Origin of the sequence: Streptomyces sp. NPDC006393, assembly GCF_040628575.1 — a bacterium.
In the GTDB taxonomy this organism is placed as follows: Bacteria; Actinomycetota; Actinomycetes; order Streptomycetales; family Streptomycetaceae; genus Streptomyces.
The window spans coordinates 17,653-37,675 of record NZ_JBEXZD010000019.1 but is presented as its reverse complement, the minus strand read 5'-3'; the positions used below and the strand labels follow the sequence as shown (position 1 = coordinate 37,675).

General features: G+C 73.3%; 17 protein-coding genes. 9 read left to right on the top strand and 8 right to left on the bottom strand.

Annotated features, from left to right (window positions below; all coding sequences use genetic code 11):
* Positions 1 to 110 precede the first annotated feature (110 nt).
* Positions 111 to 1,022 (bottom strand): LysR family transcriptional regulator, encoded by a 912-nt coding sequence (locus tag ABZ484_RS11515; protein WP_358865682.1) that lies wholly within the window; start codon positions 1,020 to 1,022, stop codon positions 111 to 113.
* 112 nt (positions 1,023 to 1,134) lie between these two features.
* Between ABZ484_RS11515 and ABZ484_RS11510 the strand changes: the two genes are divergently transcribed.
* The gene (locus ABZ484_RS11510; RefSeq protein ID WP_358865681.1) at positions 1,135 to 1,965 is read left to right on the top strand and encodes an oxidoreductase; all 831 of its coding nucleotides are present in this window, start codon (positions 1,135 to 1,137) and stop codon (positions 1,963 to 1,965) included.
* A 68-nt stretch (positions 1,966 to 2,033) separates the two neighbouring features.
* On the opposite strand, the gene ABZ484_RS11505 is transcribed toward ABZ484_RS11510, so the two are convergent.
* Complete coding sequence (locus ABZ484_RS11505; protein ID WP_358865680.1) at positions 2,034 to 3,140, bottom strand: pyridoxal-phosphate dependent enzyme; 1,107 nt, start codon at positions 3,138 to 3,140, stop codon at positions 2,034 to 2,036.
* An 85-nt stretch (positions 3,141 to 3,225) separates the two neighbouring features.
* Positions 3,226 to 4,449, bottom strand: a complete 1,224-nt coding sequence (locus ABZ484_RS11500; protein WP_358865679.1) for a serpin family protein — start codon at positions 4,447 to 4,449, stop codon at positions 3,226 to 3,228.
* Positions 4,450 to 4,744: 295 nt separating this feature from the next.
* Here ABZ484_RS11500 and ABZ484_RS11495 point away from each other — a divergent pair, with 295 nt between their 5' ends.
* The 5 genes from ABZ484_RS11495 (at position 4,745) to ABZ484_RS11475 (ending at position 10,036) form a co-directional block, all read left to right on the top strand.
* The gene (locus tag ABZ484_RS11495; RefSeq protein WP_358865678.1) at positions 4,745 to 5,497 is read left to right on the top strand and encodes a GntR family transcriptional regulator; all 753 of its coding nucleotides are present in this window, start codon (positions 4,745 to 4,747) and stop codon (positions 5,495 to 5,497) included.
* A gap of 452 nt (positions 5,498 to 5,949) precedes the next feature.
* Positions 5,950 to 6,153, top strand: coding sequence for an SPOR domain-containing protein (locus ABZ484_RS11490; RefSeq protein WP_358865677.1), 204 nt, complete (start codon positions 5,950 to 5,952; stop codon positions 6,151 to 6,153).
* An 84-nt stretch (positions 6,154 to 6,237) separates the two neighbouring features.
* Positions 6,238 to 6,654 carry a (deoxy)nucleoside triphosphate pyrophosphohydrolase gene (locus ABZ484_RS11485; protein WP_306189503.1) on the top strand — a complete coding sequence of 139 codons (417 nt, stop codon included), beginning with the start codon at positions 6,238 to 6,240 and terminating at the stop codon, positions 6,652 to 6,654.
* 103 nt (positions 6,655 to 6,757) lie between these two features.
* A complete protein-coding gene (locus ABZ484_RS11480) occupies positions 6,758 to 7,186 on the top strand; it encodes an ATP-binding protein (RefSeq protein ID WP_358865676.1) in 429 nt (142 codons plus the stop codon).
* Between the two features lie 213 nt (positions 7,187 to 7,399).
* Positions 7,400 to 10,036, top strand: coding sequence for a SpoIIE family protein phosphatase (locus ABZ484_RS11475; RefSeq protein ID WP_358865675.1), 2,637 nt, complete (start codon positions 7,400 to 7,402; stop codon positions 10,034 to 10,036).
* 33 nt (positions 10,037 to 10,069) lie between these two features.
* Here ABZ484_RS11475 and ABZ484_RS11470 read toward each other — a convergent pair whose 3' ends face one another.
* Positions 10,070 to 11,827 (bottom strand): hypothetical protein, encoded by a 1,758-nt coding sequence (locus ABZ484_RS11470; protein WP_358865728.1) that lies wholly within the window; start codon positions 11,825 to 11,827, stop codon positions 10,070 to 10,072.
* Between the two features lie 215 nt (positions 11,828 to 12,042).
* On the opposite strand from ABZ484_RS11470, the gene ABZ484_RS11465 reads away from it, so the two are divergent.
* Together ABZ484_RS11465 and ABZ484_RS11460 are read left to right on the top strand one after the other, a co-directional pair.
* Positions 12,043 to 13,347: a hypothetical protein gene (locus tag ABZ484_RS11465; RefSeq protein WP_358865674.1), complete on the top strand. Its 1,305-nt coding sequence runs from the start codon at positions 12,043 to 12,045 to the stop codon at positions 13,345 to 13,347.
* Between the two features lie 23 nt (positions 13,348 to 13,370).
* A complete protein-coding gene (locus ABZ484_RS11460; protein ID WP_358865673.1) occupies positions 13,371 to 13,697 on the top strand; it encodes a hypothetical protein in 327 nt (108 codons plus the stop codon).
* On the opposite strand, the gene ABZ484_RS11455 is transcribed toward ABZ484_RS11460, so the two are convergent.
* From ABZ484_RS11455 to ABZ484_RS11440, 4 genes are read right to left on the bottom strand one after another with little or no spacing between them, the layout of a single operon-like run.
* Entirely contained in the window at positions 13,678 to 14,448 is a 771-nt protein-coding gene (locus ABZ484_RS11455; protein ID WP_358865672.1) for a succinate dehydrogenase/fumarate reductase iron-sulfur subunit, read from the bottom strand. The two genes, ABZ484_RS11460 and ABZ484_RS11455, sit on opposite strands and share 20 nt — an antisense overlap.
* Positions 14,445 to 16,376, bottom strand: coding sequence for a fumarate reductase/succinate dehydrogenase flavoprotein subunit (locus tag ABZ484_RS11450; RefSeq protein WP_358865671.1), 1,932 nt, complete (start codon positions 16,374 to 16,376; stop codon positions 14,445 to 14,447). Before ABZ484_RS11450 ends, ABZ484_RS11455 begins: the two co-directional genes overlap by 4 nt.
* Positions 16,377 to 16,398: 22 nt before the next feature.
* Complete coding sequence (locus ABZ484_RS11445; protein ID WP_358865670.1) at positions 16,399 to 17,247, bottom strand: hypothetical protein; 849 nt, start codon at positions 17,245 to 17,247, stop codon at positions 16,399 to 16,401.
* A gap of 18 nt (positions 17,248 to 17,265) precedes the next feature.
* Positions 17,266 to 17,553, bottom strand: coding sequence for a hypothetical protein (locus tag ABZ484_RS11440; protein ID WP_358865669.1), 288 nt, complete (start codon positions 17,551 to 17,553; stop codon positions 17,266 to 17,268).
* A 367-nt stretch (positions 17,554 to 17,920) separates the two neighbouring features.
* Here ABZ484_RS11440 and ABZ484_RS11435 point away from each other — a divergent pair, with 367 nt between their 5' ends.
* Complete coding sequence (locus ABZ484_RS11435) at positions 17,921 to 19,984, top strand: ABC transporter family substrate-binding protein (protein WP_358865668.1); 2,064 nt, start codon at positions 17,921 to 17,923, stop codon at positions 19,982 to 19,984.
* Positions 19,985 to 20,023: the final 39 nt, after the last annotated feature.

Below are 20,023 nucleotides of genomic sequence, written 5' to 3'. Positions count from 1 at the left end.
CCGTCCCTGGGCGGGTGTGCTCGGCCGCCTCCGGCCGGTGTCTTGGCCGCCCCCGGGCGGTGTCTTGGCCGTCCCCGGGCGGGTGTGCTCGGTCGTCCCGGGCCGGCGTCTCAGCCGTCCTTCGCGGCCAGCCGGCAGGCCTGCGCGTACGCGCGCACCAGGGGCCGGTCGGCGTCCTCGCGGCGCCAGGCGAGCGCGTAGCGGCTCGGCCCGATGCCGCGCACCGGCCGGGTGGTCACCCCGCCCAGGCTGATCAGCGGCGCGTTGCCGGCCGCGACCAGGCACACCCCGAGCCCCGCGACCAGCGCCTCGTACGTCTCCTCGGTGCTCGCCACCTCCGCGCCGATCACGGGCGGGCTGCCGCCGCGGGCGTCCAGGGCGAGCCAGTAGTCGCGCAGCGGACCGGCGGCCCGCGACAGCGCCAGGAACGGCAGTCCGGCCAGGTCCGCGAAGTCCACCTCCGTACGGGCGGCCAGCGGATGCGTCTCGGGCAGCGCGACCAGCCGCGGCTCCTCGGCGACCACCGTCCAGCCGTACCGCTCGGGGTCCGGCAGCGGCAGCCACACGAAGGCGACGTCCACGGCACCCTCCGCCAGGCCCGCCGTCGGGTCCTCCCAGCTCACCTGCCGCAGTCTGAGGGACGTCCCCGGCCGTGCGGCCGTGAAGCGGGAGCGGATCGCCGGCAGCAGCCCGCCGCGCCCCGGGCTGGTGCTCATGCCCACCACCAGCGTGCCCCGCAGCGCCGCCCGCGCCGACTCCACCGCGCCGGAGCCCTCCGCCCACGCCTCCAGCACCCGCCGGGCGTGCGGCAGCAGCACCGTGCCCGCCTCGGTGAGCGCGACGCCCTGCGGCCGGCGCTCGAAGAGGTCCACGCCCAACTGCCGCTCCAGCGCGCGGATCTGCTTGCTCAGCGCGGGCTGGGACACGTAGAGGCGCTCGGCGGCGCGAGTGAAGTGCAGTTCCTCGGCCACCGCGACGAAGTAGCGCAGATCTCGTACATGCACGTCCCCTGTCATAACCATCGGTTATCACGCCGGGTCTTGGACGCGCCACCGGTTCGGACCAGACGCTGGTGCCCTGACGACGAACGCGGGGAAACCTGGGGGAACCCGGGAATCGAACCCAGGAGGGCTCATGAACAAGGTGTGGCTGATCACCGGTGCGGGCAGCGGTTTCGGGCGGGCGATCGCCGAGGCCGCCCTCGCCGCCGGTGACGTGGTGGTGGGCGCCGTCAGGCGGCCGGAGACGCTGGCCGACCTGGTGGCCGCGTGGCCCGACCAGATGGAGGCGCTGACGCTGGACGTCACCGACACGGCGGCCGGCGAGGCCGCGGTACGGGACGTGGTGTCCCGGCACGGCCGGATCGACGTGCTGGTGAACAACGCCGGCCGCACCCACGTCGGCGCCTTGGAGGAGACGACCGACCAGGAGCTGCGCGACCTGTTCGACCTGCACGTCTTCGGTCCGGCCGCGCTGACGCGCGCGGTGCTGCCGCACATGCGCGAGCGGCGCTCGGGCGCGATCGTGCAGATGAGCAGCGTGGGCGGGCAGATGTCCTTCGCGGGCTTCGGGGCGTACAGCGGGACGAAGTTCGCCCTGGAGGGCATGTCGGAGGCGCTGGCGGACGAGGTCGCCGAGTACGGCGTCAAGGTGCTGATCGTGGAGCCGGGAGCCTTCCGCACCTCCCTGTTCGGCACCGGGCGGGCCGGGGTGAGCGCGGACAGCGGGGTGTACGCCAAGGTGGGCGAGACCCGCGCGTTCGTCTCCGGCGGCGACGGCGCCCAGCCCGGCGACCCCGTGAAGGCGGCGGAGCTCATCCTCGCCGCCCTGGAGTCGGACGACACCCCGCTGCGGCTGCCTCTGGGCGACGACGGCGTCACCGGCGTCCTCGACCACCTCGACCAGGTGCGCGGCGACGTTGCCGCCTGGGAGAAGCGCGCCCGCGCCACCGTCTTCGACGACTGAGCCCAGGCTCCGCCTCCGCACCCCGGAGTGCCGTCACGCCCGTGCGAGAACCCCGCTCCGCTGAGCGGTCATGTTCGTGCCAGCCCCGACTTCAGCCCCGCCCCGCACAACGGCACCACCGCCGACCGGCCGCCGAGCGCGCCCTCCCGTACGGCCGCCCAGCAGGCCACGCCCGTCGACTCGACGTACAGGCCGCGCGAGGCCAGGTCCAGCTGGGCGTGGCGGATCCGGTCCTCGGTGACCGTCAGGAAGGTGCCGCCCGAGTCCCGTACCGCGCGCAGGATCTGACGGGCCCGGGGCGGCCGGGCGATGGCGATGCCCTCCGCGTGGGTCGGGGCCACGGAGGTCGTCCCGGTCAGGTCCTCCGCGCCCTCCTCCCAGGCGCGGGCCAGCGGGGCCACCGCCGCCGCCTGCACCGCCCACAGTGCCGGACGCCGGTCCAGCAGGCCGGCCCCGTACAGCTCGGCGACAGCCAGGGCCGCGCCGAGCAGCAGCGTGCCGTTGCCCACCGGCACGACCAGCACGTCGGGCAGCCGCCCGCCGAGGTCCTCCCACAGCTCGTGCACGTACGTCTTGGTGCCGTGCAGGAAATAGGGGTTGTAGACGTGCGAGGCGTAGAAGGTGTCGGGCTCGTCCGCCGCGCGTCGCGCCGCCGCGCCCGCCGCCTCCCGGTCGCCGTCGACCACCTCCACCCGGGCGCCGTGCGCCTCGATCTGCTCCAGCTTCTTCGCGGACGTGCCCAGCGGGACGTACACCGTGCACGGCAGCCGCCCGCGGGCGCAGTACGCGGCGATCGCCGTGCCCGCGTTGCCGCTGCTGTCCGCGACCACCCGGCGCGGGCCGGCCCGCCGCGCCAGCTCGGCCAGCATCACCGCGCCGCGGTCCTTGAACGACAGCGTCGGCATCATGTAGTCGAGCTTCGCCGACACCCCGTCCGTCAGCTCCACGAGCGGGGTGCGGCCCTCGCCCAGGGACACGGTGGGCGACGACAGCGGCAGCGTCTCGGCGTACCGCCACAGCGAGTTCACGCGTCCGGTGAGGGACTTCAGGGGCGCGGGGGTGGGGGCGAAGTCGAGGTCCAGGGGGCCGCGGCAGGACGGGCAGCACCAGGCGAGCGAGTCACCGGGGACGCGGTTGCCGTCGGTGGGGCAGTATCGGTCCGGCAGAGGTGTCATGTGGGCAGGTTATGCGCAGGTCAAGGGTGCGGGTCCGCCGACGCCCTGGCAGGACGGCCACGCCGCACGCCCGCCTTCCCGGTCGTCACCCGTCGTGCGTGTCGTCCTCCCAGGGGTCCTCTGGGTACGGCTCCGGGTCGGTGACCCAGCCCGCGGCGAGCACCAGGCGGGTGTGGCGGTGCAGGGCGAGGAAGCCGAAGGGGCGGTCGAAGGAGGTGTCGACGGAGGTGGTCAGGTAGCGCGGTTCGGGGATGGCGCAGCCGGCGACCGCGCCGAACGCCGAGACCGCACCCGCGCGGAACCCCAGCGGCCCGAACGTCGCCACCGCCGCCTGCGCGGCCGATCCGACGGCCAGCGGGAAGTCGCTGATGCCGGGGAAGTGCCCGAACGAGTCGTCGCGGGCCGTGGTCAGCCCGAACAGCCGGTGCAGGGCCAGCAGGTCGTGGTGCGCGGACAGGTCGTACGCCACGGTCCGCACGTGGAGGGTGGGCGGCTCGGGCCGGGTGCTGCGCACCCTCCGGACCCGCAGCCCGGGTCCCGCGTCACCGAACGGGAGCCGCGGCCCGGGCACGACGGAGTGCCTGCGCCCGAGGACGCCGATGCCCGCGCGCAGCACCTGGTCCGGCGTCATGTGTTCCTCGCCCAGCAGGAGATGGACGTCGACGGCGGTGTTCCCGAGCACCCTCAGCTCGGTGACGTGACCCTCCGGTGTGTCCGCCACCCCGACCCGGTCCAGCAGCGTGCTCGACCGGTACAGCCCGCGCAGCGACCGGCCCCGCCACGGTCCGGTCCCGGGCTCCAGCAGCCCCTCGTGGAAGCGCCTCAGCCACTCCGTGCGCACGGTCAGCGCGCCGGCCAGCACCAGCTGGGTCTCCTCCGTCACCGGGACCGGCATGGCGTCGATCAGGCCGCCGGTCCGCTGGTGCGCCCATGTGTCCAGGGCTTCCCTGTCGGCCGCCGGGTCTCCGGAGAGCACGCCGTGCGTCCCGGCCGGCAGCCCGGCCGCCCACCGCTCCCGCAGCGCCAGGGTGCGCTTCGTCCACAGCCCGAGGGCCGACTCCGCTCCGCGCAGGCCGTCGAGCGCGCCGAGCAACTCCCGTGCGTGGACGGCCGCCTGATCGGCGGGCAGGCCCACGGCACCGGCGAGCTCCGTGCGCGCCGCGCCCCCGGCGCCGTCGGCCAGGAACGCCAGCAGCGGCCACACCCCCGCGGCGGAGAACACCGTGCCGCGGTCGCTGTCGCCCGCGCGGTCCGCCCAGCGGGCCGTCAGCCCGTTGACCGCCGGGACGGTCGCCTCTGACACCTGCATGCGGCACCCCCCGCTTCCCCGGTGATCTGTCACCCCTCAGCCGTCACTGCGCGCAAGGCTATGGGCCCGGCCTGTGTCGTCGCTCGGAGTTTCCGTGGGGGCGGCCGTGGGCCGGGCACGGCAGACCGCGTGGCCGGGCAGGTGTGACAACGTCCGGAGCGGGGATGAAAGTGCCTGGACGATGCCTCGCGGCCCCACAAGTCATCACATCGAGTGATTCTCTGGCCTTCGCTTGCACGTTACAACCCACGGTTGCCACGCTGTTGCTGTCTGTACAACCTGATGGGAGTGGCCAGTGACTTTCGGTGAGCAGCCGGCGTATCTGCGTGTCGCGGGTGACCTCCGCAAGAAGATCGTCGACGGTCAGCTGCCACCGCACACCCGGCTGCCTTCGCAGGCGCGGATCCGCGAGGAGTACGGCGTCTCGGACACGGTCGCGCTGGAGGCCCGCAAGGTGCTGATGGCCGAGGGGCTGGTCGAGGGCCGCTCCGGTTCGGGGACGTATGTGCGCGAGCGGCCCGTGCCGCGCCGGGTGGCCCGCTCCGGCTTCCGGCCGGCCGCCGGGGCGACTCCGTTCCGGCAGGAGCAGGCGGCCGCCGAGGCGCGTGGCACCTGGGAGTCGCACAGCGCGCAGGCCGAGGCGAGCGGCGCGATCGCCGAACGGCTCGGGATCAAGCCCGGTGACCGCGTGATGTGCACCAAGTACGTCTTCCGGGACGCGGGCGAGGCGATGATGCTCTCCACCTCCTGGGAGCCGCTCGCCCTCACCGGCCGCACGCCCGTGATGCTCCCCGAGGAAGGACCGCTCGGCGGCATGGGTGTCGTCGAGCGCCTGAGCGCCATCGACGTCATCGTCGACAATGTCACCGAGGAGGTCGGCGCCCGCCCCGGCCTCGCCGAGGAACTGCTCACCCTGGGCGGCGTCCCCGGCCACGTCGTGATGGTGATCCAACGCACCTTCTACGCCTCCGGCCGCGCCGTCGAGACGGCGGACGTCGTGATCCCCGCCGACCGCTACCGAGTCGCCTACCACCTCCCGGTGAAGTAACCCACCGTCTCCCGGTGAAGTAACCCACCATCCGGCCGCACATCACTCCCGCACACGCGAAATCCGGCCCGCGCGGTGAGCCGGCCCGCGCGGTCGTGCGCTCCTCGGTGGGGGCTCGCGCGGACCTGGGCCGCACGCACCGCCCCGCGCCGCGTCCGATGGGGGCTGGATTCCGGCCGTTCTCGCAGGTCGTCAGCGTCACCCGGAAGGCGCGCGGCGCGTCGCTGACCGTGCGTGGCCAGGTTCGCGGGCGGCGTGTTCGGCATCGTGCGCCCCCTGTGTACTGGCCGGTTGCCTACCTCTTTGTGAAAAGGCGTATTCGCTGCGTGAAGGTAGGGCGTAGGCTCGGGCATATGCGCATTGCGGTTTCCCCGGCGGCGGGGCGCGGTGGGGGTCGCGAGCCGGGCGCGGGCGCAAGCCCGTAGGGGCGGGAAGGAGCAGTGGGGCGGGACATGAACGACGGCACGATCACTCTTCCCTGGCTGGTCGTCCGCCAGGACGACAACGGCAATCGCTACCGCGTCGGCAGGTACGCCACTCGCGCCGAGGCGCAGAAGATCGCCGACAGCCTCGACAGCCGTGGCCACCGCCAGCTCTACTGGGTCGAACGCGTGGGGGACAGCTCCAACCCCACGGAGGCCACCACCGACAACTGACCCCACCACCGGCACACCACCGGCACACCATCGGCCGACCACCGGCCCACGCCGGCCCCGGCCGGCTCCCGTAGGCTCCGGCGCATGACCGAACGGATCGTGGTGGTGGGTGCCGCCCTGCTCGACGGCGGCCGCCTGCTCGCGGCCCGCCGCAGCGCGCCCCCGGAGCTGGCCGGCCGCTGGGAACTGCCCGGCGGGAAGGTCGAACCCGGTGAGCGGCCCGAGGCCGCTCTCGTGCGTGAACTGCGGGAAGAACTCGGCGTCGAGGCAGAGGCCGTCGAGCGGATTCCGGGCAGCTGGCCGCTGAGACCGCCCTACGAACTCCACGTGTGGACGGCACATCTGTGCCCGGGCTCCGCCGCCCCCGCCCCCCTCGAGGACCACGACGAACTCCGCTGGCTGACGCCGTCCGACATCTGGACCGTGCCGTGGCTGGACCAGGACGTCCCCGCCGTACGGGCCGCCCTCCCGCGTCTGAGCGCCGCCCCACCGGATGCGTGAACCGCCGAGCGGGCTGCCGCAGGGGGCGGTACTGGGCACCGGATACCGGGTATGTGCCCATTAACCCCATGAAACCGGACATGCGGGCTCGCTGGCCTGGGAAGTGATCGGCGTGATCGACACCGAAGGCGACTGCGCCGAGTGGACGTTTGCCGCGGAACCCGGTGTGGTGCGCACGGCTCGTGCCGCTGTCCGGGGACAGTTGCGCACCTGGGAGCTGGACAGCGTCCAGGACACCGCCGCCCTGCTGGTGAGCGAGCTGGTCACCAACTCGCTGCGGCACGCCCGCGGCCCCATCGGCGTGAGACTGGTGCGCCCGCCGGGCCTGCCCCACGTGCTGCTGGTCGAGGTCTCCGACCCGCTGCCCGACCCGCCCCGCGAACGTCCGGTCCGCCCCGAGGACGAGAGCGGGCGCGGTCTGCAACTGGTCGCGTCCGCCTCCCGCCGCTGGGGAACCCGGCCGGACGACACCGGAAAGACGGTCTGGTTCGAACTGGCGGTGCCGGCACGAGCCGTTGACGGCCGTCCGTGACGGCCGTCCGCGGCGGATGCTCGCCGCAACGGGATTCGACGGGGTGTCGCCTGGTTAGAAGACTCATGGTGTTGTCACAGGCCGGACCGAAAAGCATCGGGATGGTCCTGTGATCGTGAACACCGTGTTGCGCGGCGCCGTAGTGCTGGATACTGCGGGCAGCCGCCCCCGGTGACCGGTGCCGGACGCGGTGAGCTGGAGGGGACGGTTCGCGTGAGCGAGATACCAGCGAAGGCCACGGAGTCCGAGGACCCGTCGGACGGCGCGAGGACGGGGGTCGCGGGCGGCGGTGCCACCGACGAGATGGCGCCACCCGCGGACGCGATGTGGCAGAGCAGTCCGCCCGGCTCCATCTACGACTACATCAAGGTAGCGTCCTTCTCCATCGGCCCCGACGGCCACGTCGACCAGTGGAGCCTGCGCGCCGAGCAGTTGTTCGGCATCCCGGCCGAGCAGGCCGTCGGCATGGATCCCATCAAGGCGTTCATCGACCCCGACCAGCGGGAACTGGGTCAGCGCAAGATGGCCGAGATCCTCGACGGGCGGGAGTGGACCGGCGTCGTCCCCTTCCGGCTGCCGGCCCCGGCCGAGGACGGGACCGTCGTCCGCGCCGAACGCGGCCCGAGCGGACTGGCCGAGGTCTACGTCATGCCGACCCGCACCGCCGAGGGCGACAAGGCCGCCGTCTGCATCGTCGTCGACGTCCGCATCCTGCGGAGGATGGAGACCGACCTCGCCGCGTCCCAGGCGATTTTCGGCCAATCCCCCTTCGGTTTCCTGCTCATCGACACCGACCTGCGGGTCCGCCGCGCCAACGAGCGCTTCGCCTCCATCTTCGGCGGCAAGCCCGACGACCACCGCGGCAAGGGCGTGCACGACTACCTGCCCCGGGCCGAGGCCGACCGGGTGACGGCGACCCTGCGCCGGGTGCTGGAGAACGGCGAGTCCATCACGGACATGCACGTCACCGGCTTCGTCCCCGGCTCCGACGAACGCCGTCACTGGTCCATCAACCTCTACCGCGTGCACAGCGGCAGCGGCCGCCCCATCGGCATCGCCTGGCTCGGAACCGACATCACCGCCCGCCGCGCCGCCGCCCGCGAGGCCGCCGCCGCACGGCGTAATCTCGCCCTGCTCAACGAGGCGGGCGCCCGCATCGGCAACTCCCTGGACCTGGAGACCACCGCCCGCGAACTCCTCGACGTGGTCGTCCCCGGCTTCTGCGACCTCGCCACCGTCGACCTCTACCAGGGCCTGCTGGCCGGCGACGAGACCCCGTCCGGACTTGCCGACGGCAGCGCCGAACTGCGCCGCGTCGCCTTCGCCAGCGCCGTCTCCGGAGCACCCCTGACCGCCGGCACCGGCGAGCCCGTCGAGGTCGGCTCCGTCCACCACTTCCCCTTCAACTCCCGGTGCGCCGACGCCCTGCGCACCGCCCGCCCCCAGATCGTGGCCGGCGAGGAGGGCGGGCTGGTGCACTCCACGCTGGCCGTCCCGATGGTCGCCCACGACACCGTCGTAGGACTCGCGCAGTTCGCCCGGACCAAGGGCAGCGAGCCGTTCGGCGACCGCGACCGCGCCCTCGCCGTCGAACTCGCCGCACGGGCCGCGGTCTGCATCGACAACGCACGCCTCTACCGGCGCGAACACGAGCGCGCGCTGATACTGCAACGCTCCCTGCTGCCGCCCGGCGACCCGGAGGCCTCCGGACTGGACATCGCCTGCCGCTACCTGCCCGGCAACGCGGCCACCGGCCGGCCCAGCGAGGTCGGCGGCGACTGGTTCGACGTCATCGAACTCCCCGGCCACCGCACCGCGCTGGTCGTCGGCGACGTCATGGGCCGCGGCCTGCGCGCCGCCGTCGCCATGGGCGAACTGCGCACCGCCGTCCGCACCCTGGCCCTGCTCGACCTCGAACCGGCCGAGGTGCTCTCCCAGTTGGACGAGATCGCCCGCGGCCTCGGCGCGCCCGGAGGCGTCCAGCAGGCCACCCGCGCCGCCCGCCGCCCCCGCGAGGCCGACCTCTCCGAGGTCTACCTCGCCACCTGCGTCTACGCCGTCTACGACTCGGTCACCCGGCGGTGCACCTTCGCCAACGCCGGCCACCTCCCGCCGGTCCTGGTGGAACCCGGCGAGCCGGCGCTGATGCTGGACGTCCCGCCCGGCATGCCGCTCGGCGTCGGCGGGGAACCCTTCGAGGAGGTCGAGGTCGAACTCCCCGAGGGAGCCCTGCTGGCCCTCTACACCGACGGCCTGGTCGAGTCCCGCGACCATCCGCTCGACGAGGGCCTCCAGGCCTTCGTGGGGGCGCTCACGGACCCGGGCCGGCCCCTGGAGGACGTCTGCGACCACGTCCTCAACACGCTCGGCAGCCACCACGGCGAGGACGACATCGCGCTGCTGATGGCCCGCGTGCAGGGACTGCCCGCCGAGTCCGTCGGCGACTGGACCCTGCCCCGCGAGCCGCGCAGCGTGGGCCGCGCCCGCGAGTACGCCCGCGCCCAACTGCTCGCCTGGGACCTGGAACCGCTGGTCGACACCACCGAACTCCTCGTCAGCGAACTGGTCACCAACGCCCTGCGCTACGGCGAGGGCGACATCAGACTCCGGCTGCTGCTGGACCGCACGCTGGTGTGCGAGGTGTGGGACTCCGGGCTCGTCCAGCCGCGCCGCCGCCGCGCCCGCGATACCGACGAGGGCGGCCGGGGCCTGCAACTCGTCGGCCTGCTCAGCGCCGCCTGGGGCTCCCGGCGGACCCCGCGCGGCAAGACGGTCTGGTTCGAACTCCCGCTCCCGGACGGCGAGAACACCCTCACCGACCCGGCGGAGGCGCTGCTGAGCCTGTTCTGAACCGCGCCGCGAACACCGGCGGCTCGGGCCGGCCTACGCCGGCGTGCGCCATCGGCCCCGGGTGTGCGGCCCGCCGAAGCCCGTCGGCGGTCCGCCGTCCGGCTCCTCGCCCAGCAGGACCCCGCCGAGCAGGGCGCCCGCGATCCCGGCGGCGGGCTCGGTGTCCCCGGCGTACGGGTTGCCGTGCACCCGTACGTCCTGCTCGGCGAGGTCACGGGCCTGCCGGGACAGGGAGTCGGCGGCCTCGGGATCGGAGTCGAGAAGACGCCGCGCCTCCGCGAGGTGGGTGCGGGCGGCGACACCCACGGCGGCCCGGTGCGTTGCGACGAAGTCCGCCGCGCCCGCGGTGGCGCTGCGCGCGACGAGCTCCGCGGCGGCCGAGAGCACCCCGGCCCGCCCCCCGCCCACCGGCACCGGCGCGACCGCCCGTACGATCCGCCGCAGGGCGTCCAGCGGATCGTACGGCCCGGCGACCAGCTCCTCCCGCACACCGGCCAGCACCCGGTCGGCATGCCCGAGCCGTGCCCGCAACTCCCCGACGGGAAGATCGACGGGGACCACCTCGGAAGCCACCCCCGCGGCCCGCGGCGCCGCCGGCCCCCGTGGCGCCTCCGGCGCACCCGGGCCCGTCCCGCCGACGCCCCCCGGCACGACGGCCGGAGCCCTGCCGGCGGCGGCCGGCGCGTCGGCGCGGGCTCGCTCCGAGGAGGCGGGACTTCCGGCGGCACCCGAGTCCGGCGCGGTGCCGGGCGGGCCGCCGGGCACCGGCCCCCCGGACGACTCGCCCGGCACCGGTGCCGTCACCGCCGCGCGGGCCGGGCCTCCGCCCAGCCGGGCGGCGGCGGCCTCGGTGCCCGGCCGGATCCGTGCGAGGCGGGCCTCCGCGCCGGTCAGCGCCGCCGGTACGAGGCGGGCGGCGGACGACAGTTCCGTGGCGAGCCGCTCGACGGCGCCCACGAGTACCCCGGCCTGGGCGACGGCCCCCTCGGCGGCCCGCAGATGCGGGAGGGCGCCCGACGGCGAACCCAAGTCCGCCGTCTGCCGTGCCCGGTTGAGCCGGGACGTGGCGAACACCAGTCGGTCCTTGGCCTGTTCGACGTATCCCGTGACGGACGTGACGGCCTCCGGGCCGTACCGCTCACCGAGCGCGGCGAGCGCCGGCCCGGCCGCCGCCGTGCGCCCGGTCAGCTCCCGGAACCGTGCCTCCGCGACCTCCAGTGCCCCGCCCGCACCCCGCCGAAGGCCGCGCAGCTCGTCGAAGCCGTCGGCCGCCGCGTCCAGCAGCCGGCCCGTCTCCTCGCAGCGCCCGATCATGCCGGCCAGCGCCTGCCTCCGCCCCGCGGTGTCCGCCGGGAGACCGTGGTCGTAGCGCCGGCGCATCCCGAAGGCGGCCGCCAGTTCCGCCTCGGCGGCCCGCACGGCCCGCGCGAAGGGGGCGATTGCCTCCGCGCCGAACCGGTCCTCGGCGAAGCCGAGTTCCTCGTGGCAGGTGAGCACGCAGTCGTCGGCCAGGACGAGCGCGTCGCGGGCCCGCTCCTCCAGCGCGGCGGACGGCGACGGGCCGGGCGGCGGGGCCGGTCCGCCGCCCGGACCACCGCCGGGCGTCGTACGGGTCCTGACCCGCCGGGTGCGCCGTACGTAGCCGTATCCGGCGAGCACGACGGCCGTGCCCACGGCGACGAGCGGCAGGACGAGGTCGGAGGTCGACGACTCGTCCTGCCGTGGTGCGGGGGCGGCGGCCACCGGACCGGCGCGGGGGAGCGCAACCGCGCCGCCGCCGTTGATCGTCATCACCGGAAGCACCAGCCACACGGCTCCCGCGGTGCCGCCCAGCACGGCGCGCGCCACCCGCCCGCGCCGACGCGCGGTCGCGCGCCGGGGCGGGGCCGCACGGAGCCGGGGTGACGTCACATTTGGGAGCGTATGACCGCCCGCACAGGCGCGCGAGCGGGGCTGCGTCACCGGTGGGGCGGCCGAGACGGCGCGACGCGGGAGGGGACAAACGCATGGAACACGCCACCGACGGAGGACCGACTGCCGAGCCGGACACGGCCGACGCGGAGCGGAACACGGCCGACCCGGAGCCGGACACGGCCGACCCGGAGCCGCGCACGAAGCCGGAGACCGGCACCGAGCCACAGCCGGAAACCGCTGCCGAGCCACAGCCGCGAAGCGACACCGAACCGCAGCCGGGAACCGACCCCGAGCCGCAGCCGCGAACCGGCAAGGAGACCGAGAAGGCCAAGAAGACCGAGAAGGCCAAGAAGGCCGAGAAAGCCGAGAAGGCCGAGACCCCCGCCCGCCGTCGCCTGCGCCGGGTCCGCCGTGGCGCCCTCGTCCTGGTGCTCGCCCTGCTCCTTCCCCTGCTCGCCGCCGAGACGGCCCTGCGGGTGAACTACATGGGTGACCCGGCCGAGGGGACGTACACCAGGGGTCAGGACGCGATCTGGCTGGGGCACGCCTGGGTGGACGGGCGGAAGAAGGACGCCGATGTGGCGGCGCTCGCCGAGCGGCTGCACGGGACCGGCATCCGCGACCTGTACGTGCACGCCGGCCCGCTCGAGCACGACGGCACCCTGCCCCCCTCGGCCTACCGCAACGCCCCCTGGCTGATCGGCGCCGTGCACCGGGCGCTGCCCGGTGTCCGTGTGCAGGCCTGGCTGGGAGACGTGCTGGCCACCGAGAGCCCCGACGGGATGCGCCTGGAGCGGACGGAGACGCGGGCCGCCGTGGTCGACTCCACCCGCCGGATCCTGGACGCCGGCTTCGACGGCGCCCACTTCGACCTGGAGCCCCTGCACTCCGGTGACCGGACCTACCTCGGCCTCCTCGACGACCTGCGCGCCGTCACCCGCGCCCACCAGGCGACGCTGTCCGTCGCCGCCCACCAGATCGACCCGCTCCCGGCCTTCCACTCCGTCTGGGGCACGCTCACCGACCACCCCAAGTGGTGGTCGCAGGCCTTCTTCGGCGAGGTCGCCCGCCGCGTCGACCAGATCGCCGTGATGTCGTACGACACCATGCAGCCGCTGCCGAGCCTGTACGGCGGCTATGTCGCCCAGCAGACCTCGCTCGCCCTGGAGGTCACCCCGCCCACCACCGACCTGCTGATGGGCCTGCCCTTCTACCACGAGAACCGTTTCGGCCACTGGGCGCACGCCGAGACCGTCCCCGCCGCCGTGCGAGGCGTCCGCCTCGGCCTGTCCCGCACGGACCCGGACCGCCAACGCTTCGGCGTCGCCCTGTACGTGGACTTCGCCGCCACGGAGGACGACTGGACCGCGTACCGCGAGGGCTGGGCGCACGGGTAGTGCCCTGGGGGGACACCCGTGCCATGCTGATCACCATGCATCCGTACCTGGTGGTCGCCGGCGCATTGGCCGTGACGCTGATGGCGGTGGCGGGCGTCGCGGCCGTCACGACCGGCTGGGTGGTGCCGCTGGGCCGGCACCGGGTCGTGCGGCCGAGGCTGTGGGGCTACGGCCAGTTGCTGGGCGCCGTCGGATGCGCCCTGTGGATGTTCCTCGGGGTGTTCCCCGGCAGGCTCGACGTGGTGCCGCTCATCGGCTGGTTCCTGTTCATGGGGAGCCTGGGCGTCGGGATGCTGGCCCAGCGCCCGGGCCGCGTCCGCGGCCGGCCGCCTACGAACTCCGCCTCCTGATCTTCGATCCCAGCCACACCAGCGGGTCGTACTTGCGGTCCACCGTGCGTTCCTTCAGTGGGATGAGGGCGTTGTCGGTGATCTTGATGCCTTCGGGGCACACCTCGGTGCAGCACTTGGTGATGTTGCAGTAGCCGAGGCCGTGGTCGTCCTGGGCCGTGCGCTTGCGGTCCAGGCCCGTCTCGGCCGCCGCGTCCAGCGGATGCATGTCGAGTTCGGCGATCCGCATCAGGAAGCGCGGGCCGGCGTAGGCCTTCTTGTTCTCCTCGTGGTCGCGCACCACATGGCAGACGTCCTGGCACAGGAAGCACTCGATGCACTTGCGGAACTCCTGCGAGCGGTCCACGTCCTCCTGCATCATGCGGTACTCGCCGGGGCCGACCCCGGCGGGCGGCACGAAGGCGGGCACCTCGCGCGCCTTCGTGTAGTTGAAGTCGACGTCGGTCACCAGGTCCCGCATCACCGGGAAGGTCCGCAGCGGAGTGACGGTGATCGTCTCCTCCCGGGTGAAGACCGACATCCGGGTCATGCACATCAGCCGCGGACGGCCGTTGATCTCCGCCGAGCACGAACCGCACTTGCCGGCCTTGCAGTTCCAGCGCACCGCGAGGTCGGGCGCCTGGGTGGCCTGGAGGCGGTGGATGATGTCGAGCACCACCTCGCCGTCGTTGACCTCGACCGTGAAGTCCTGAAGGCCACCGCCCTGCGCGTCGCCCCGCCACACCTTGAAGCGGGCCTCGTAGCTGCTCATTCGTACAGCTCCTCTTCGGCGAGGTACTTGACCAGCTCCTCCTTCTCGAAGAGGGCGAGCAGGTCGGGGCGGATGGGTTCGGTGGTCTCGGGGGCGAGGGAGATCTGGCCGCGGACCGGGTCCGTCGCCGCCAGGGAGCCGGTCGGGTCGCTCAGCCGGCACAGCAGGTTGACCCGCCGCCAGGCGCGGTCCATCGACGGGTGGTCCTCGCGGGTGTGGCCGCCGCGCGACTCGGTGCGCTCCAGCGCGGCCCGCGCCACGCACTCGCTGACCAGCAGCATGTTCCGCAGGTCGAGGGCGAGGTGCCAGCCGGGGTTGAACTGCCGGTGCCCCTCCACCCCGGCCCGGCGCGCCCGTACCCGCAGCTCGGCGAGCTTCTTCAGGGCCTGCTCCATCTCGCCCTCGCGGCGGATGATGCCGACCAGGTCGTTCATGGTCTGCTGGAGTTCCTGGTGGAGGGTGTACGGGTTCTCCGGCGGGCCGGCCACATCCTCCGCCTCCGCCGAGAACGGCCGCAGCGCCTCCGCCGCCGCCGCGTCGATCTGGGCGTCGCCCACGGGCGGCCGGTCCTGCGTCAGCCCCTGCGCGTACTCGGCCGCGTGCCAGCCCGCCCGGCGGCCGAAGACCAGCAGGTCGGAGAGCGAGTTGCCGCCGAGGCGGTTGGAGCCGTGCATGCCGCCGGCCACCTCGCCCGCCGCGAACAGGCCCGGCACCCCGCGCGCCGCCGCCGTGTCGGAGTCGACCGCGATGCCGCCCATCACGTAGTGGCAGGTCGGCCCGACCTCCATCGGCTCCGCCGTGATGTCGACGTCGGCCAGCTCCTTGAACTGGTGGTACATGGACGGCAGCCGGCGGCGCACGACCTCGGCCGGCATCCGGGTGGAGACGTCCAGGAAGACCCCGCCGTGCGGGGAGCCGCGGCCCTCCTTCACCTCCGAGTTGATGGCGCGGGCCACCTCGTCGCGGGGGAGCAGCTCCGGCGGGCGCCGGTTGTGGTCCGGGTCCTCGTACCAGCGGTCGGCCTCGTCCTCCGTCTCGGCGTACTTCTCCTTGAAGACGTCGGGGACGTAGTCGAACATGAACCGTTTGCCGTCGGAGTTGCGCAGCACTCCGCCGTCGCCGCGCACCGACTCGGTGACGAGGATGCCCTTCACCGACGGCGGCCAGATCATGCCGGTGGGGTGGAACTGCACGAACTCCATGTTCAGCAGCGGCGCCCCGGCCAGCAGCGCCAGCGCGTGCCCGTCGCCGGTGTACTCCCACGAGTTCGACGTGACCTTGAACGACTTGCCGATGCCGCCGGTCGCGATCACCACCGCGGGCGCCTGGAGCACGAAGAAACGGCCGGTCTCGCGTTCGTAGGCGAAGACCCCGCTCACCCTCTCCCCGTCCTTGAGGACGCGGGTGACGGTGCACTCCTGGAAGACCTTCAGCCGGGACTCGTAGTCCCCGGTCTCCCGGTGGTCCTCCTGCTGGAGCGAGACGATCTTCTGCTGGAGCGTGCGGATCAGCTCCAGGCCGGTGCGGTCGCCGACGTGCGCCAGGCGCGGGTACTCGTGGCCGCCGAAGTTGCGCTGGGAGATCTTCCCGTCCTTCGTGCGGTCGAACAGCGCGCCCCAGGTCTCCAGCTCCCACACCCGGTCCGGGGCCTCCTTGGCGTGCAGCTCGGCCATCCGCCACTGGTTGAGGAACTTCCCGCCGCGCATGGTGTCGCGGAAGTGGACCTGCCAGTTGTCGTGCGGGTTGGCGTTGCCCATCGACGCGGCGATGCCGCCCTCGGCCATCACGGTGTGCGCCTTGCCGAACAGCGACTTGCAGATCACCGCCGTACGCGCCCCGCGCTCGCGCGCCTCGATGGCGGCGCGCAGCCCGGCGCCCCCGGCACCGACCACGACGACGTCCCACTCCTGCCGGTCCACCACGGACATCAGTCAGTTCCTCACTGGGTCTCTAGAAGAAGCGCGGATCGTCGAAGGCGCCGGAGGCGACCAGATAGACGTAGAAGTCGGCGAGCGCCACGCTCACCAGCGACGCCCAGGCCAGCTGCATGTGCCGGGCGTTGAGCCGGCCGACGAACTGCCACGCCTTGTAGCGCACGGGATGCTTCGAGAAGTGTTTGAGCTTGCCGCCGACGATGTGCCGGCAGGAGTGGCAGGAGATCGTGTACGCCCAGATCAGTACGATGTTGACCAGGAAGACGACCGTGCCCAGGCCCATGTGGCCCCAGCGGTAGTGCTGGTCCCGGAAGGCCAGCACGGTGTCGTAGGTCAGCACGCCCGCGACCAGCAGCGCCGCGTAGAAGAAGTACCGGTGGACGTTCTGGAGGATGAGCGGGAAGCGCGTCTCACCGGTGTACTTCCCGTGCGGCTCGGCGACCGCGCAGGCCGGCGGGGACGCCCAGAAGCTGCGGTAGTACGCCTTGCGGTAGTAGTAGCAGGTCAGCCGGAAGCCCAGCGGGAAGATCAGGATGATGATCGCCGGGGAGATCGCCCACCAGCTGCCGAAGAGGTCGGCGTTGGGGCCCATGCGCATGGTCCGGCAGTTCTCCGCCAGGCAGGGCGAGTAGAACGGCGAGACGTACGGTGCCGCGTAGTAGTGGGCGTTGGCGAAGGCCCGCCACGTCGAGTACACGACGAAGGCGAACAGGCCCGCCGCGGTGACGGCGGGCGCCAGCCACCAGCGGTCGGTCCGCAGGTGCGGTGCGGTGATCGCGGCGCGCGCCGGGGCGCGGACGCCGCCGGCGGGCGGTCGGGTGGGGGGAGGCGTGTCGGTGCCGGGAGGTTCCGTACCAGTGGCCACGTAAGGACTCCGGTCGGGTCAGGGGGCGTGGCGGTCGCGGGCGCCGAGTCCCTCGTCGTCCGAGTCCGTCCACAGGGACATGTCGTAGGGCGTGTCGGGGATGGTGACGAGGGGGCGGCGCTCGGCCGCGGCGGGGCCCTGGGAGGCCTCGCGCAACAGGGCGACGCTCTCCCGCAGGTGATCGGCGTCGGTGCGGACGCGGCGCATCTCCAGGGAGCCGCGGAGCTGCTGCTCCAGCCGGCCCACCGACCGCAGCAGCTCGTCGAGACTGCGCTGGACCGACGTCAGGTCGTCGTGCACGGACATGACGTGACCTCACTTCCATGGGCTGTCGAGCCCTAGGCGGCAACGTTCATGCGCCTGCGAGTGTTGCGCGTCACACCTGTCGGTGGGAAGGCATGTGCAGCGATTGGCGGATCGCACATCCCTGCGCACACCCACCCGCGCACCCGCACGCGCTGTATGCGCGCCGGAGGCGCGTTGCTCCGCACGGGTGACCTTGAAGGCCTCCGCCGTCGTGTCGCCTCCGGCAGACGAACCCTTTCCTCTTCAGTGGGGCCATAGATCTGATCAGCACCAAAATACAACCAAATGTGAACAATCCCCGCATATGTCCCTACCGTGTCGCCACCCGTGTCCACCGGGCGGGAGCGGCTCACCGGAGGTAGTACAGATGTCGTACGACGGTGTCGGGCCGCGCGCGGTGACGCGCTCGGTGGCCTTCCTGACCGCAGGCGCCCTCGCGGTGCCCCTGCTGGCCGGCTGCGGCTCCGACGACGAGGGCAGCAAGCCGCTGGCCAAGCAGGACATCGCACACGCCGCCCGCGCCCAGGTCGCCGACGGCGGCACCCTGCGCTGGGCCGTGGACGCGATGCCGCAGACCCTGAACACCTTCCAGGCCGACGCCGACGCGGGCACCACCCGGATCGCCCAGGCCGTCCTGCCCGCCATGTTCCGCATCGACGCGAGCGGACGCCCGCAGCGCGACGCCGACTACCTCGACTCCGCCAAGGTGGTCGAGACCGAACCCAAACAGGTCGTCGTCTACAAGCTCAACCAGCAGGCGGTCTGGAGCGACGGCCGCGAGATCGGCGCCGACGACTTCGCCGCCCAGTGGCGCGCCCTGTCCGGCAAGGACTCCGCGTACTGGACCGCGCGCAACGCCGGCTACGACCGGATCGAGAAGGTCGAGCGCGGCGCCAACGACCTGGAGGTCAGGGTCACCTTCGCCCGCCCCTACGCCGACTGGAAGTCGCTGTTCTCGCCGCTGTACCCCAAGGACGTCACCGCCACCGCGAACTCCTTCAACGACGGGGCCCGGAAGAAGCTCAAGGTCAGCGCCGGCCCCTTCGCCGTACAGAAGATCGACACCAAGAACAAGGACGTCGTCCTCACCCGCAACCCGCGCTGGTGGGGCCACCCGGCCAAACTGAACGAGATCGTGCTGCACGAGGTGCCCCGCGACAAGCGGGCCGCCGCGCTCGCCGACGGCACCGTGGACGTGGCCGACATCGACCCCGGCGACGCCCAGGGCGCTTCCCTGAAACAGCAGCAGGCACGGCAGGCCGTCGTGGTGCGCAAGTCCCTGGAGCCCGCCTTCACCCAGCTCGCCCTCAACGGCGCCGACGGCCCCCTCGCCGACGAGCGGGTCCGGCACGCGGTGGCCCACGCCCTCAACCGCAAGGAACTCGCCGAGACCGCCCTGAAGCCGCTCGGCCTGCCCGCGGTCCCGGTCGGCAGCCACCTCGCCCTGTCCGGCCAGGTGGACTACGCCGACAACAGCGACGCGCTCGGCGGACAGGACACCGCCCAGGCCAAGGCGCTGCTCGCGGACGCGGGCTGGGTGCCCGGAGCCGTCAAGGAGCAGAAGAAGGGCGAGAAGGCGGCCGGCGCCGAGGGCGACAAGGCCGGGCCCGTGCCGGGGAAGTCCCCCGGCGGCGACAAGGGCGACGGCACGTACGTCGTCGGCGACGACCACAAGGGGAACGACGCGGAGGACAAGCAGGACCGTCAGGACAAGGAGAAGGCCCGCGGCGCGGACGGACGCGGTGCCCCGCAGCTCGCCCAGGACGGCCGGCAGTACCCCCAGGAACACCCGAAGCAGGGCGGTGCCCCCGGCGCCTACGCCCCCAAGGGCACCGCCGCGCCCGCCGGTGCCGCGGCCGTGCCGCAGGTGGCCAAGAACGGCAAGCCGCTCACGCTCCGCTTCGTGCTGCCCTCCGGCCCCGGCTCCGACACGCTGAGCAAGGTCGCCGACCGGATCACGGCCATGCTCGACGCGGTCGGCATCGCCACCGAGATCACCAAGGTCCCGGGCGACAGCTACTTCCGCGATCACATCGCCGCCGGACAGTACGACCTCGCCCTGTACTCCTGGCCCAGCTCCGCCTACCCCGCCACCGACGCCCGCCCGGTCTACGCCAAGCCCGTCCCGGCCGCCGACGGCTCCCTGAACGTCCAGCAGAACTACACCCGCGTCGGCACCGACCAGGTCGACCAGCTCTTCGCCCAGGCCATCGGCACCCTGGACGAGGACGAGGAGAAGGACCTGGTCCGCAAGGCCGACGCCCGGATCTGGGCCACCGCCGGCTCCATCCCGCTCTACCAGCGCCCCCAGCTCGTCGCCACCCGCCGCACCCTCGCCAACGTGGGCGCCTTCGGTTTCCAGACACCGGTGTACGAGGACATGGGCTTCCTGAAGAAGGGGGCGAAGCCCTCGCCGAGCCCGTCGTCCTGAGGTCCTCGCGGGGCCGCTGCTTCAGCGGCCCCGTACCAT

Coding starts and splice junctions, on each gene's coding strand:
- ABZ484_RS11515 (WP_358865682.1), bottom strand. CDS start 1,022: ATGGTTATGACAGGGGACGTGCATGTACGAGATCTGCGCTACTTCGTC.
- ABZ484_RS11510 (WP_358865681.1), top strand. CDS start 1,135: ATGAACAAGGTGTGGCTGATCACCGGTGCGGGCAGCGGTTTCGGGCGG.
- ABZ484_RS11505 (WP_358865680.1), bottom strand. CDS start 3,140: ATGACACCTCTGCCGGACCGATACTGCCCCACCGACGGCAACCGCGTC.
- ABZ484_RS11500 (WP_358865679.1), bottom strand. CDS start 4,449: ATGCAGGTGTCAGAGGCGACCGTCCCGGCGGTCAACGGGCTGACGGCC.
- ABZ484_RS11490 (WP_358865677.1), top strand. CDS start 5,950: ATGAACGACGGCACGATCACTCTTCCCTGGCTGGTCGTCCGCCAGGAC.
- ABZ484_RS11485 (WP_306189503.1), top strand. CDS start 6,238: ATGACCGAACGGATCGTGGTGGTGGGTGCCGCCCTGCTCGACGGCGGC.
- ABZ484_RS11470 (WP_358865728.1), bottom strand. CDS start 11,827: ATGACGATCAACGGCGGCGGCGCGGTTGCGCTCCCCCGCGCCGGTCCG.
- ABZ484_RS11465 (WP_358865674.1), top strand. CDS start 12,043: ATGGAACACGCCACCGACGGAGGACCGACTGCCGAGCCGGACACGGCC.
- ABZ484_RS11460 (WP_358865673.1), top strand. CDS start 13,371: ATGCTGATCACCATGCATCCGTACCTGGTGGTCGCCGGCGCATTGGCC.
- ABZ484_RS11455 (WP_358865672.1), bottom strand. CDS start 14,448: ATGAGCAGCTACGAGGCCCGCTTCAAGGTGTGGCGGGGCGACGCGCAG.
- ABZ484_RS11450 (WP_358865671.1), bottom strand. CDS start 16,376: ATGTCCGTGGTGGACCGGCAGGAGTGGGACGTCGTCGTGGTCGGTGCC.
- ABZ484_RS11440 (WP_358865669.1), bottom strand. CDS start 17,553: ATGTCCGTGCACGACGACCTGACGTCGGTCCAGCGCAGTCTCGACGAG.
- ABZ484_RS11435 (WP_358865668.1), top strand. CDS start 17,921: ATGTCGTACGACGGTGTCGGGCCGCGCGCGGTGACGCGCTCGGTGGCC.